The sequence below is a fragment of the Brevibacillus agri genome, from assembly GCF_004117055.1.
Classification (GTDB): Bacteria; Bacillota; Bacilli; order Brevibacillales; family Brevibacillaceae; genus Brevibacillus; species Brevibacillus agri.
This window is the reverse complement of record NZ_CP026363.1, coordinates 1865926-1879216: the sequence shown is the minus strand read 5'-3', so window position 1 is coordinate 1879216 and position 13291 is coordinate 1865926. Positions and strand designations below refer to the sequence as shown.

General features: G+C 55.3%; 11 protein-coding genes and 1 pseudogene. All 12 read right to left on the bottom strand.

Features of this window, described 5'->3' with window-relative positions; all coding sequences use genetic code 11:
• Positions 1 to 333: 333 nt before the first annotated feature.
• Positions 334 to 626 (bottom strand): annotated as a pseudogene (locus BA6348_RS26590) (PD-(D/E)XK nuclease domain-containing protein).
• 204 nt (positions 627 to 830) lie between these two features.
• A complete protein-coding gene (locus tag BA6348_RS09355; protein ID WP_005831571.1) occupies positions 831 to 1079 on the bottom strand; it encodes a hypothetical protein in 249 nt (82 codons plus the stop codon).
• 211 nt (positions 1080 to 1290) lie between these two features.
• On the bottom strand, positions 1291 to 2934 hold the full coding sequence (locus BA6348_RS09350) for a peptide ABC transporter substrate-binding protein (protein WP_005831573.1): 1644 nt from the start codon (positions 2932 to 2934) through the stop codon (positions 1291 to 1293).
• A gap of 30 nt (positions 2935 to 2964) precedes the next feature.
• Entirely contained in the window at positions 2965 to 3918 is a 954-nt protein-coding gene (locus BA6348_RS09345; protein ID WP_005831575.1) for an ABC transporter ATP-binding protein, read from the bottom strand.
• Positions 3911 to 4933, bottom strand: coding sequence for an ABC transporter ATP-binding protein (locus BA6348_RS09340; protein ID WP_026557825.1), 1023 nt, complete (start codon positions 4931 to 4933; stop codon positions 3911 to 3913). The genes BA6348_RS09345 and BA6348_RS09340 overlap by 8 nt, the downstream gene beginning before the upstream one ends.
• 14 nt (positions 4934 to 4947) lie before the next feature.
• Positions 4948 to 5898 (bottom strand): ABC transporter permease, encoded by a 951-nt coding sequence (locus BA6348_RS09335; RefSeq protein WP_005831579.1) that lies wholly within the window; start codon positions 5896 to 5898, stop codon positions 4948 to 4950.
• A gap of 4 nt (positions 5899 to 5902) precedes the next feature.
• Entirely contained in the window at positions 5903 to 6820 is a 918-nt protein-coding gene (locus BA6348_RS09330; protein ID WP_122953295.1) for an ABC transporter permease, read from the bottom strand.
• Positions 6821 to 7068: 248 nt separating this feature from the next.
• The gene (locus tag BA6348_RS09325) at positions 7069 to 8547 is read right to left on the bottom strand and encodes a DEAD/DEAH box helicase (RefSeq protein ID WP_122953296.1); all 1479 of its coding nucleotides are present in this window, start codon (positions 8545 to 8547) and stop codon (positions 7069 to 7071) included.
• A 279-nt stretch (positions 8548 to 8826) separates the two neighbouring features.
• Positions 8827 to 10122 (bottom strand): MFS transporter, encoded by a 1296-nt coding sequence (locus BA6348_RS09320; RefSeq protein WP_122953297.1) that lies wholly within the window; start codon positions 10120 to 10122, stop codon positions 8827 to 8829.
• A 65-nt stretch (positions 10123 to 10187) separates the two neighbouring features.
• Positions 10188 to 10790, bottom strand: a complete 603-nt coding sequence (locus tag BA6348_RS09315; protein WP_122953298.1) for a TetR/AcrR family transcriptional regulator — start codon at positions 10788 to 10790, stop codon at positions 10188 to 10190.
• Between the two features lie 238 nt (positions 10791 to 11028).
• Positions 11029 to 12465, bottom strand: coding sequence for a dipeptidase PepV (gene pepV, locus BA6348_RS09310; protein WP_122953299.1), 1437 nt, complete (start codon positions 12463 to 12465; stop codon positions 11029 to 11031).
• Positions 12452 to 13183 carry a GTP pyrophosphokinase gene (locus BA6348_RS09305; protein ID WP_005831593.1) on the bottom strand — a complete coding sequence of 244 codons (732 nt, stop codon included), beginning with the start codon at positions 13181 to 13183 and terminating at the stop codon, positions 12452 to 12454. The genes pepV and BA6348_RS09305 overlap by 14 nt, the downstream gene beginning before the upstream one ends.
• Between the last annotated feature and the right edge of the window lie 108 nt (positions 13184 to 13291).

The window sequence follows — 13291 nt, the reverse complement described above, 5'->3', positions numbered from 1 at the left end:
CTTGCTCATACCGGCACTCTCTTCAACAATCTGCGCATAAAAATGACACCAATCATAACCAAATGATTGGTGTCAGATCTTTTCTTCTTCCACTGTCTACTTGACGTTGGGCAAACGTTACCCTTAAATCTGAAAATAAAATCCTGGGTGCCTTTATTCATAATATGGAGCTTTGCTATTTTTACGAGCTTGGATCGTGTTCTAAAAAGAAATGGGCTGGATAATAACTGTTTCGATCTGCTTTTCGTGTGTATTCAGCGATTTACTATATGCTTTGGAGAAAGCATCGACGTTTGCTATTACTCTATGCTTATCGTAGATAAAGAAGTAAATTTACTTTTCTTGATAGTGAAAAGCATCAGATCCGATTTGCTCGGTGAGTTCACGTTCCTGCATGGATGGACGGGAGCATTTGACTTCGATAACCGTTTCATAATCATCAAAAAAATATCATAGCGATAGCTTTTATATCCCCCGTCCTCATAAATTTCAACTCTTGCTTCAGGGAAAATAGGACGGATTAACGAATAAAGCATGCGCTGCACATCATACTCATTCCCGAGAACAATTTTCTGTCGATCTGCCTTCGCTAATGTCCCTTTGCGATGTACGGGCTTTTGGTACATTTCCTGAATATGCTTGTAAAATAAAAACAGCCCATTTTCGGGGGCACATTTAGGTCAAACACGGTGACATATTTTAAGCTGCTCACTACTTATAGCATGTTCTTACAATTTTAGATGAAGCTCCACTTTTTCAATCGCAACAAAGCCGCACGCTCACATGCTTGGCGCATGTTGCAGCTTGCGGGCTGTTCGTCCATTTCCTCGTCATTCAAAACGCCGTCCTCTGCGGGATTGGTTGTCGACCACGGTCAAGGAGCCGTTTTTGATGTAGCGCAATATTTTGGACACGGAGATACCTGTCGCATTGGCAATTTGCATCGCATTCGAATTCGGGTAGCTTCGCACGTAGTTGCGAATCATCCGGTAGTCTTCCATTTCGTTTTCGCCGCAGACGTGGCAACTGTATTCATTCGGCTTCATTTTGCTTCCGCATTTGAAACACGTATCCATCATCATTCGTTCTCCTCACACCCTGTACTCTCATGCAACGTTCTCGCATAGGGTTCTATCTACCTATATATTACCCGCATTTTTCCAGGAGGAAAACACTATTTCACAACATCGTCGTTTTTCGCCGCAAAATCGCCCAGACAGCAAGGAGCCTCCCGCAAGCAAGCAGGAGGCTCCTTTAATCAATCTTGTCTTGCAGGCGCGGCGGGCGCGCTTATTCCGCCACCTTTTTCGCCCAGCGGAAGTCCGGCTCTGTCGTCACGCTGTAGCGAATGCCTTCGATCTTTTTGTTGTTCAAGTAGTTTTGTGTGTAAAAGTAGACCGGAATAATCGGCATTTCCGCCATCAACACATCCTCCGCTTCATGCAAGAGCTTGGTCCGTTTTTCCTGATCTTGCTCCACCCGCGCTTGCTCGATCAGCTCGTCGAACTTCGCATTTTCCCACTTGGTGAAGTTGCTCGACGACTTGCTCGTGTACAGCTCCAGGACGGCCAGCGGGTCCAGGTACGCTCCGGTCCAGCCCATGCGCGCGATCTGGAAGTTCATTTGCTTGTACGTGTCGATGTACGTTTTCCACTCCTGATGCTCCAACTTGATTTCTACGCCCAAGTTTTTGCGGAACATCTCTTGCAGCGCTTCCGCTACTTTTTTATGCGACTCGCCTGTGCTGTACTTCAAGGTGACGGCAGGCAGCGTCGACCAGCCTTGTTCCTGCATGCCTTCTTCCAGCAGCTTTTTCGCTGCGGCCGGATCGTAGCTGTAGTACGGTGCCGCCTCGTCGCGGAAGTCTTTGCCGGACGGTGTGGTCACGCCGTAGGCGACGTAGCCGTAGGCCGCTTTTTGATCGCCCTTCGTAATGTTTTGCGTGATCGCTTCCCGGTCGATCGCCAGCGCAAAAGCTCGCCGGATTTTCGCGTTGTTGAACGGCTCTGCCTCTGTGTTGAACGTGTAGGTGTACACGCCGAAGTCAGCCGTTGTCTTGTACTCTTCCTTGCCTTTTTCCTGCTCGATAACATCGGTCGGCAACGAGTCGATCAGGTCGAGCTTGCCTGTCTTGTACATCTGGTAGGAGGTAGTGGCGTCGTTGACCATTTTGAAATGAACCGTTTCCATCGTCACGGCGTCTTTGTCCCAGTACTGGTCGTTTTTGGTCAGCGTCAGCTCGTTGTTGTGCTCCCAGCCGCTGACTTTGTAAGCGCCGTTCGTCACGATGCTTTTCGCTTCCGCTGCCCAGTTTTTGTCCGCCTGCACCACTTTCGGATTCACAGGCAAGTACGGACGGCCGATCGCGACTTTCGGGAAGAAGCTGGTCGGGTTTTTCAGCCCGACGACGAGCGTGTAGTCGTCTGGCGTGGCGATTTTCACGTTTTCCAGCGGGCCTTTGCCTGTGTTGTACTCCTCCGCTCCCTCGATGTAGTACAGGGCAGACGGTTCATAGGCGGCCGTTTTCGGGTCCAGCACCCGCTTCCAGGCAAATTCGAAGTCTTTGGCGGTCAACGCATCGCCGTTAGACCATTTCAGCCCTTTGCGGATGTGATAAGTGTACGTCTTCCCGTCCGGGGAAATCTCGATTTTTTCCGCTGCGCCCTCGACCAGCTCGCCGTTTTGGTCATAGCGGTACAGCCCTTCGTACAGGTGGTCGATGACCCAATACGAAGTCGAGTCCGAGGCGAATGCCGGATCGAGCGTGTACGGCTCGCCCTTCAGGTTCGCCGTCACCTCTTGCTTGATGGCGGCTGCAGAAGCAGCCTGTCCTTGATTCGTATCCGAAGCTGCCGGCGTATCCTTGCTGCACGCGGCCAATCCCGGAACAACCAGCAGCAGCAGGGCAGCAGCCGTAATCAGTTTTTTCTTCATGTCTCTTTCCTCCGTATGTTTCTCCCCGATTTATTCGTATAAAAAGCAGGCTACCCAGTGCTTGGCTTCCACCTCCTTCCAGGCCGGGGCCATTTGCCTGCAAATGCTCATCGCTTTCGGGCATCTCGTCTGGAACGGGCAGCCTGGCGGCGGATGGATCGGGCTCGGCGGCTCGCCGATGACAATTCGCTCGCGAGCGGCGCGGTGCTTCGGGTGGGACACGGGCATGGTCGACAGCAGCACCTGCGTGTACGGATGCAGCGGACTGGCAAACAGCGCGTCGCTGTCGGCCAGCTCCATCATCCGGCCGAGGTACATGACGCCGATGCGGTCGCTGATGTATTTGACCATAGCCAGATCGTGCGCGATGAACAAATACGTCAACTGGCTTTCCTGCTGCAAGTCAGCCAGCAGATTGACCACCTGCGCCTGAATCGACACGTCCAGCGCCGAAATCGGCTCATCGGCCACGATAAAGCTTGGCTGTACCGCCAACGCCCGGGCAATCCCGATCCGCTGCCGCTGTCCGCCGCTAAATTCATGCGGATAACGCCGTGCATGATCGGGGTGCAGACCGACTTTTTCCAAAAGCTGCCGCACCTGCTCTGTTTTCTCGCGCCCTTTTGCCAAGCCGTGCGCCTCGATTCCTTCCGCGATAATGTCCCCTACTCTCATGCGCGGGTTGAGCGAAGATTGCGGGTCTTGGAAAATGAGCTGCATCCGCCGATTGATCTCGCGCCTTTTCCCGCCTTTTGCCTCGGCCAGATCGGTTCCATCAAAAACGACCGAGCCGCTCGTCGGAGGATACAGCCCGACAATCGTTCTGCCGAGCGTCGATTTGCCGCTGCCGCTCTCGCCGACCAGTCCGAGCGTCTTCCCTTTGCGGATTGAAAAGGAGATGTCATCGACCGATTTGACCTGTTTGCCGTTGCCGATCGGGTAATATTTGCGCAACTCTTTTACTTCTAGCAAAATGTCAGACATGCCGCTCCCTCCCTGCACTCACCAGTTCCTCCACACGCCGCGCGCGCGAATCGTGCAGCCAGCATTTCGCCTGATGCTGCAAGGAAAAGGCCGTGCTCTGCGGCATGTGTTCCGCGCACACCTCCATGGCGTAGTCGCACCTCGCGGCAAACGGGCAGCCTGCGGGCGGCGCAAACAAATCCGGCGGAGCGCCCTGAATCGGGATGAGCCGCTCCTCGCTCGGCTGATCCAGACGGGGAACGGATTGCAGCAGTCCGCGCGTGTACGGATGCTGCGGGTTGTCGAAAACTTCTGCCACCGGACCTTGCTCGACGATGACGCCTGCGTACATCACCGCCATCTGATCGGCCACCTCCGCCACGACGCCCAAATCGTGGGTAATCATGATGATCGACGTCCCTTTTGCCTGCTGCAAATCTTGGAGCAACGCCAAAATTTGCGCCTGAATCGTCACATCGAGCGCCGTCGTCGGCTCGTCGGCGATAATCAACTGCGGGTCGCAGGCGAGCGCAATGGCGATGACGATCCGCTGCCTCATCCCGCCGCTGCATTCGTGCGGATATTGGTCGCACCTTCTTTCCGGCTCTGGTATGCCGACTGCCGCCAACAGCTCAATCGCCTTTTCCCGCGCTTTTTTGGCGGACAGCTTCTGATGTTTGACGAGCACCTCGGCGATTTGCGTCCCGAGCTTCATCGTCGGATTGAGCGACGTCATCGGGTCTTGAAAAATCATCCCGATCTGCGCGCCGCGAATTTGCTGCCACTCTTTTTTTCCGAGACAGGAAAGCTCTCTGCCGTGCAAGCGGACGCTCCCCTTTTTCACGCGGCCCCGCGGCGCTTTCACCATGCCCATGATCGCCCGGGCCGTCACGCTTTTTCCGCAGCCGCTCTCGCCGACGATCGCCAGCGTCTCCCCTGGCCGCACGGAAAAGCTCACACCGCGCACCGCCTGGACTTCCCCGCCATAAGCCCGGAAGGAGACGTGCAAATCTTCCACTTCCAGCACATTGGTCATTTGTCATTCCTCCTTCAAGCTTTGCTGCTTCGCGGATGGAAAGCGTCCTGCAAGCCGTCTCCGATCGCGTTAAAGGCAAACATGACAAGCGAGATCATCACGCCCGGGAAAAACAGCCTCCACCATTGCCCGCTCAAAATGACGGCCAGCGCATCGTTCGCCATCGTGCCCCAGCTCGCCGTCGGAGCCTGTACGCCCAGCCCGAGAAAGCTCAGAAACGACTCGGCAAAGATCGCCTGGGGGATGGTAAAAGTCAGGTTGACGATGATGATTCCCGCCACGTTCGGAAGCAAGTGCCGCCAAATGATTTTCGCGTGCGGTGTCCCCAGCTTTTCGGCCGCGAGCACGTACTCCTGGCCTTTTACCTGCAAAATTTGCCCGCGCACGAGCCTAGCCATTCCTACCCAGCCGGTAATCGACAAAGCCGTAATGATCGTGGTCAGCCCCGGCTCCATAATGACCATCAACAAAATCACGACGAGCAAGTACGGAATCCCGTACAAAATCTCCACCAGCCTCATCAGCACATTGTCGATGCGGTCGCCCCACTTGCCGCGCCCGGCCATATAGCCCGCCAGCCCGCCGACCACCACGCCCAGCACGAGGTCAATCAGCGCAGCGACCACTCCGATAAACAAGGAGATGCGTCCGCCTTCCCAGGTGCGCACCCACATGTCGCGGCCCAGATCGTCCGTTCCAAACCAGTGCTCCGACGACAGCGGCAAATTTCCCGAGACGAGAGATTGCTCGCTGGCTGAATACGGGACCATGCTCGGGCCAAAAGCCGACAGGAAGACGATCGCTCCCAGCAAGCAAAAGCCGAATACCGCCAGCTTGTTGCGAAACATTTTCCGCACGCTCTCCCATCCGTAGCTCGCACTCGGCCGCATCGCGCTGTGCTGGTCGAAGCGGCTGCGATCAAGCGGCCGGAACAGCTCGTCACGCACTTGTGACACTTCTGCCATCGCCTCATTCCCCCCCGTTGGCTAACTTGATTCGCGGATCGACGAATCGGTATAAAATGTCGGTGAAAAACAGTGTCAAAATGAGGACGGCACTGTAAAATACGGAAGTGCCGAGAATGACCGGATAGTCCCGATTGAAGATGCTCTCCACGAAATACTTGCCGATGCCCGGTATGGCGAAAATTTTTTCGATCACAAACGTGCCCGTAATCAGGTTGGCAAAGAGCGGGCCGATAAACGTAATCACCGGCAAAATCGCGTTGCGGATGCCGTGCCGGACCGCGATGTGAAAAGTGGACAGCCCCTTCGCCTCCGCCGTGCTCATGTAGTCCTGGTCGAACACCTCGATCATGCTGGTGCGGACGAAGCGGGCAATAATCGCCAGCGCCACGGACGGAAGCAGCGAATACTCCCAGCCGTCCCAGGAAGCGACCGGGAGCAGCTCCCACTTCACGGCAAAATACTTGATGAGCAAAGGAGCCAAAATGAAACTCGGAACCGAAATGCCGAGAATCGCAAAAAACATCGCGGCGTAGTCCGGCAAACGGTTGTGAAACAGGGCGGCGACCACTCCGAGCGCAATGCCTCCGACCAAAGCCATAACCAGCGACTGCAAGCCGAGCACGGCCGAGGCGGGAAAGCCCTGTTGGATCAGCGTCGCCACATCCTGCGACTTTTGCTGGATCGAAGGCCCCAGGTCGAGGTGGATCAGGCCGTTCATATACCGGACATACTGCTCCATCAACGGTTTATCGAGGTGGTACCGCTCCCGCATGTTTTGCACCACCTCTTCCGGCAGCATGCGGGCCTCTGTCGCAAACGGATCGCCCGGGATCAAATGCATGATGACGAACGTCAACGTGGCGATGAGCCAGAGCGTAATCACCATCGACAGCGACCGCTTGAGCAAGTATTTCCCCATCATCGCTTCCTCCTTGTTACATACTAATCAGATGAGAATACTATGATTTATTCCAAACTTAGGTTTGAGTCTACTGGATGAGAAATATATAATCAACATAATTCCGATATGTTTTATCAGAATTAATTTTTCTTCACTTTCCTTTATGATTCAAATAATTCTCATAACACCCACCTTCCCCTAAACGCAAAAAGGTCCAGACCGCACGAAGCGAATCTGGACCTCTTTTTCGTTTTCTCTTCTGTTGATTATCCGCGCGACTTGCCCGAATCTTGGCGGAACGGCCTTGCCCCTTTGGCAGAGCGGCTTGCTCCGCCTCTGCCCGCTTTTTTGGCGTCGGCGGGCTTCACGGTTTTGCCTGCTTTGCGGGCCGCGATCGCTTCCGCCTTTTTGCGGTTTTTCTCGTATCGCGCCTGAAGCTCATCCAGCTCGCGCGCCAGCTTCTTTTTGTAGCCCGGCTTCACCTTGGCTTTTTTCTTCAATGCTTCGCGAACAGGAGCGAACTCTTTGTCTTTTTCTTTTTGCTGCTCTTTTGCCTGTTGGGCGCGCAGCTCGATGAAGTGCGCCTCGCGCTCCTGGGCGCGCTGGCGACGGCCTGCATCCAGGTGGCGGCCAGGCTCCAGAATCCGCTCTTCAATCGACGCCTTCGTCGCTTTGGCGAAGCGGCCCATCAAGTTTTTCTGGCGCGGGGAAATGAGCGAGATCGCTTTTCCGCTCTGTCCGGCGCGCCCTGTCCGGCCCACGCGGTGAATGTAGCTCTCCACGTCATTCGGCAAATCGTAGTTGATGACGTGCGTGACGCCCTCGACGTCCAGCCCGCGCGCCGCGATATCCGTCGCCACCAGGTACTGGAAGCGCATTTCGCGGAACTGTCGCATCAGTTGCTCGCGCTTGCTCTGCGACAAGTCCCCGTACAGCGCTTGCGCCGTAAGTCCGTTTTCCTGCAGGCGAGCCGTGAGCTGCTGCACGCGCACTTGCGTATTGGCGAAAACGATGGTCAAAAACGGCTGCTCCTGCTCCAATACGTCCACGAGCGCATCCGTCTTGTCGCTTTGGTTGACTACGTAGTAAAACTGCTCGATTTTCTCCACAGTCTTTTGCTTGCCCTCGATCTTGATGTGCGGCGGCTGCTTCATGAAGCGATGCGCCAGCCGCTTTACCAAATCCGGCATGGTCGCAGAAAACAGCAGCACTTGACGCTGGGAAGGCGTATGGACGATCACTTGCTCCACGTCCTCCAAAAAGCCCATCTCCATCATCTTGTCCGCCTCGTCCAGCACGAGCGTGGAAATCCGCCCGAAGTGCAGCGAGCCGCGCTTCATGTGATCCAGCACGCGTCCCGGTGTTCCCACGACGATGTGTACAGTCGATTTCAGCTTGCTCAACTGTCTGTCGATATCCGTTCCGCCGTGCAGAGACAGCACGTTCACATCGAGGTGCTTGCCCAGCTTTTCCACTTCTTTGGCGATCTGAATGGACAGCTCGCGCGTCGGGGTGAGAATCAGCGCTTGAATGTCGCGTTTGCCCGCATCCAGACGGTTCAGGATCGGCAGCATGAACGCCGCTGTTTTCCCCGTTCCGGTCTGCGCTTGTCCAATCACGTCTTTCCCTTCCAGAATCAGCGGAATCGCTTCCTCCTGGATCGGGGTCGGATCTTTATAGTACAGGTCTTGAATCCCTTGCATCAGCTCCGGTCGAAAGCCAAAAGACGCAAACGATTTTGCCATCATATCCACTTCCTTTCACACGCGGTCTTCCGTTTTCGCGCACCCTGGCCTGCATGGACAGCGGGTGGAAAAAATCGGGCACCGTCACTTGCGGTATCAACCCGGTCAGGTTGCAGCCCTTGCGAAATCCTATCCTACCTATACTAAAGGAGTCGAATCAAAAATACAACCAAACCGTTTGATCCTGTTTCTATTTTTCCCGGGATCAGGCAACTGACACGGTGAGCCATCCGGGGAAAAAGCGGGCGGCGGCCCTTTCCTGACCGCCACCAGCTAGCTCTAAGCTCCGGTCTGAATCGGAGCCGCCGGAGAACCCGTTTCCTTCGCGAGTTGCTTCGTAACCCCCGCAAACAGGTAAAGGCTGACCGCGCCCATGCAGGCAAATGCGACTGGGAAGAACGCGAACGGCACCCAGGAGCTTGCGAAAATAAACACGCCGGCGCTGCCGATTCCAACGATGTTGAGCAGCGAGTACACCGCCATGTACGTGCTGCGGGCGTGATCTGGCACCATGTTCGCGAGCATCGTCTGCTTGGCTGGCATGTGCACCAGCTCCCCGACCGTTGCGACAAGCATCGCGAAGAGCAGCAGGCCCGGAGAAGCGCTGTAGCTGATGACGAGATAGCCCGCGAAAAAAAGCGCCAGGCCCCACAGCAGGGCAAAGCGATCGCTGTATTTTTTCATCACGCTGGCGACAAGCCCGGTCAGGCAAACAACAAGCAAAGTATTTTCCGACCGCAGCATTCCGAGAATGTTCAGGCCGTCTACTTGCAGCGACAGAAACGGCAGGAGCGGAACCGGCTTTGGTATTTCCGCCACCAGGCGAATGCCGATGACATTCGTCAATTGTTCCTCGATGGACAAAATGAGCAGGCTGGCGAGGGCGAAGCGCATAAACCACTTTTGCCGGAAAACGCTTCGGTACGCCCCGAGCATCTGGCCGAACCGTTGCTTTTTGCCTGACGGGGCTGCCGCTTGCTCTTTGCCTCCGTGCGTTGCCGGGATGTACGTTTCCTGGATGAACAACATCGTGATCGCCAACGCGATGGCCGTGCTGCCCGCCACACCGACGAATAGCCAAAAATGATGCTCCTTGAACAAAAAGACTCCGATCATGCAGCCAGCAGCCCCGGCCAAGTTATTGATCCAGTACATCGCGGTAAAAATCGAGCGCCGGCTCGCAGGCTCGCTGACGTCGATAATAAGCGCCTGATAAACCGGCCCTGCCGCACCCGTACAAAGCTGAATGAGCACAAACAGGGCAAACGTCGCATACGGAAGCTGGAGCCACGGCGAGTTCACGAGCGCGACTGCGCTGAAGCCAACCATAATGAGCGCTTCGCAGACGACAATCACCTTTTTTCGCCCGATCCTGTCCGCCACGTACCCGCCGACAAACGAGCCGATGATGCTCGCTGTCATGACTGCGACGAACATCAGTCCGGTTACGACCGTTCCCAGTTGGCCGGAAAAAAAGATAATCAAGTACGGCGTAACAGACATGACCGCCAGATTCGTCAAAAACTGCAAGACCATCCGGATTTGGATCGTTCGATCAAACGCCAAAATTTTCACGGAAAGCTCCCCTTTACATTTATGATTGATTAATCAATCGTTTTTTGAACAAAAAGAACGCAGCTTTACTCGCCTTTCGGTCCAAAAAGCTGCATCGCAAACGGCACGAACTTTTCCCACATCTGGCTGTCCGGCGAATCGGTGAGATTGACCCGCAAACCGATCAGCAAGCTGGTGTAAGCAGTCGCCGCGTAATTGGCGTCCCGGACTTGCAGTTGGCCCTGCTCCTGGCCCTTTTTCACCAGCTCGCCGATTTTTCCCCGAAACGTGTTGTGAAACGCATCCAGCTCCGCAAACGGCTCGGCAAAGCGGTTATGGTAGCCGATGACTTGCACGACGAGCCGCAAATACGTCTCGAAGCTGGAAAAGATTTTGATGTGCGCCGTCACCATCTTTCGCAGCTCCGCGACAGTGTCCTCCGCATTCGAGTCAAAGTCGAGCAGCTCTTTTGCATACACTCGCAGCGGCTCCACGACCGCCGCGTAAAAAAGCTGGTCTTTGTTTTCAAAATACGTAAACACGCTGCCAAAGCTGACACCGGACGCCTTTGCGACTTTGGCGATCGTCGTGTCATTGTAGCCGTGCTCGGCAAACATCTGGATCGCTTGTTCCAGAATCGTTTCCCGCTTTTGCTTCATTTTTTGCACCTGTGCATCAGAAAGCGGCATGTAGCAAAGCTCCTTTTTCCATGAATGATTAACCGATCAATCGTTATTCGGATTATAGCGTCTGCTCCCACAAATTGTAAAGCGTTTTGTTTTGCAAAATGAGAAAAACAGGCTGCGCCAAGCCATTGGCGAAGCCTTCGCTGCCGTCATACTGAGCAGAACCTTGTCCATTCCGATCCGCACAAAAAAAAGCAGAGGACACAAGCCTTACGCCGCATCCTCTGCCTACCTGTGCTGTTTATTTGGCCAACTCGTAAATCGCCTGCGCGTAAATCGCGGTCGCCTTGACGAGATCGTCGACCAAAATGTACTCGTCCCGCTGATGGGCACTGTCCGGACGCCCCGGGAACAGCGGCCCGAACGCCACGCCCACATCCAGCGAACGGCCGTAGGTGGCGCCGCCGATGGCGATGATGCCTGCCTCTTCGCCTGTCTGCTCGGTGTACACCCGTTGCAGCGTAGTCACCAGCGGATGGTTCGGATCGACGCGATGCGGCGTCAGATGCTCCACGACTTCCAGTTCGAACGCGGCCTCGCCAAAGCGCTCAGCGAGGATCGCCGACCATTTTGCAAACGAAATGGAGTGCGGGTAGCGAATGTTCAGGCGGAACAGCGCGTCCCCTTCCGCTGCGTATTCCAGTACGCCCGTGTTCAGCGTAAGCGCGCCCATCTCCTCGTCGTCATGCGCGATTCCGAGCGCTTCCCCGCCGTGCTGCTTGTGCAGGTAGCGGTCTGCCGCCTCTGCGTACACGGCTGCGCGCGCGTCGAGAGCGAGCGTCCGCAGGAAGTGAATCAGCTCCGTGCCCGCGTTGACGCCTTTTTTCGGGTCCATTCCGTGTACGGAGACGCCCTCCATGTGCAAGACGACCGAACCGTCCTTTTCTTCCGCCAGCCCTTTCAAGCCTGTCTGCTCCAGGTGCTTGCGGTAGCGGTCGATAATCGTCTGGCTGTCCACGGAAAGCGGCGTGAGTGTCGCCACCGCTTTGTCCGGCACCATGTTCATCCGCAAGCCCGCCTGCAATGACACAAGCTTGGCTTCCGCCTGCTCCGCTACAGGCTTGCCGAGCTGTTGGAACGCGGCGTACGTCTGGTGCAAGGTCAGGTCGGTCAGACCTTTTTCCGCATAAATCAGCGGGAAATCGGCGTCAGGCGTAAAGCCCATCGTCGGCATTTCCTCGGTTTCAAAGTACGTCTTGACGCATTGCCAGCTCGACTCTTCGTCCGTTCCGAAAATAAAGCGCACGCGCTTGGAGAGCGGCAGTCCCAGGTTCATGACCACTTTGGCTGCAAAAATCGCCGCCATCGTCGGCCCTTTGTCGTCAATCGCTCCGCGCGCCACCAGCTTGCCGTCCACGATCTCGGCCGCGTACGGCGGCGTGCTCCAGCCGTCTCCCTCCGGCACGACGTCGACGTGGCTCAAAATGCCGACCAGCTCTTTTCCTTGCCCGAACTCGGCATGAGCGGCATAGCCGCGCACATCTTTTGTCGTCATCCCGGCCTTTTCGCAGACGTTCAAGGCAAAGTCCAGCGCGGCGCGGATGCCTTCGCCAAACGGCGCTCCCTCGCGAGCGGTAGCCGGATCGAGCACGCTTTTGATCCGCAAAAACTCCTGGGTGGTGGCAATCAGCTCGTCCTTGAGCTTGTTTGTTTCCTCTAGCCAATTAATGGTCGTCATCTTCGTTTTCGTTCCTTTCGTTATGGCTGCCGTCCATCAGTCCTGCGTCGACGTCCAAATCCAGCTCTACCAGGGAAAGCAGCGATTCCATCGGCACTTCTTTTTTCGTGAACTCGGCCTGTGCTTCCTTGATCTCGTCGCGGATGTTGTTCATTTCGCTGTCCAGCTTGTACGATGCCTTGGCGGCTTCGAACAGGCGCTGGCGAATGTTCGACGGAATGATTCCTTCGTATTTGTAATTCAGCGAGTGTTCAATCGTCGCCCAAAAGTTCATGCCGAGTGTACGAATCTGGATTTCCACCGGAATCGTCACCTGACCGCCCGCCATCATGATCGGGTATTCGACAGCCAGGTGATAGCCGCGGTAGCCGCTCTCTTTTGGCGTGGAAACGTAGTCTTTTTCCAAATAGACGCGCATGTCGCCGCGCTTGCGGATCATCTCCACTACGGCGGGTATATCGTCAATAAACTGGCAGATGACGCGAACACCCGCGATGTCTCTGATCTCCCAGCATATATTTTCATCAATCGGAAATTGCAGGCGGTTCGCCTTGTTGTAGATGCTCGGTATTGATTTCACCCGTCCGACGGCAAACTCAATGGGAGAATGCTCCTTGCGCTTGCGCAGCTCGTTGCGGATATTTTTGATTTTGACTTTGATCTCTTCTACAGCTTGCTCGAACGGCAGCAAATAAAGTTCCCAATCTAGTTTGTGCACGCTTACGTCCCTCCGGCCCGAAACTCTCCATCGTCCTTATCATTCAACATTTTGTGTGAGATATCCTTCCAAAATGCAAAAAGAGCCGGGAAAACGAACATTTCCCGG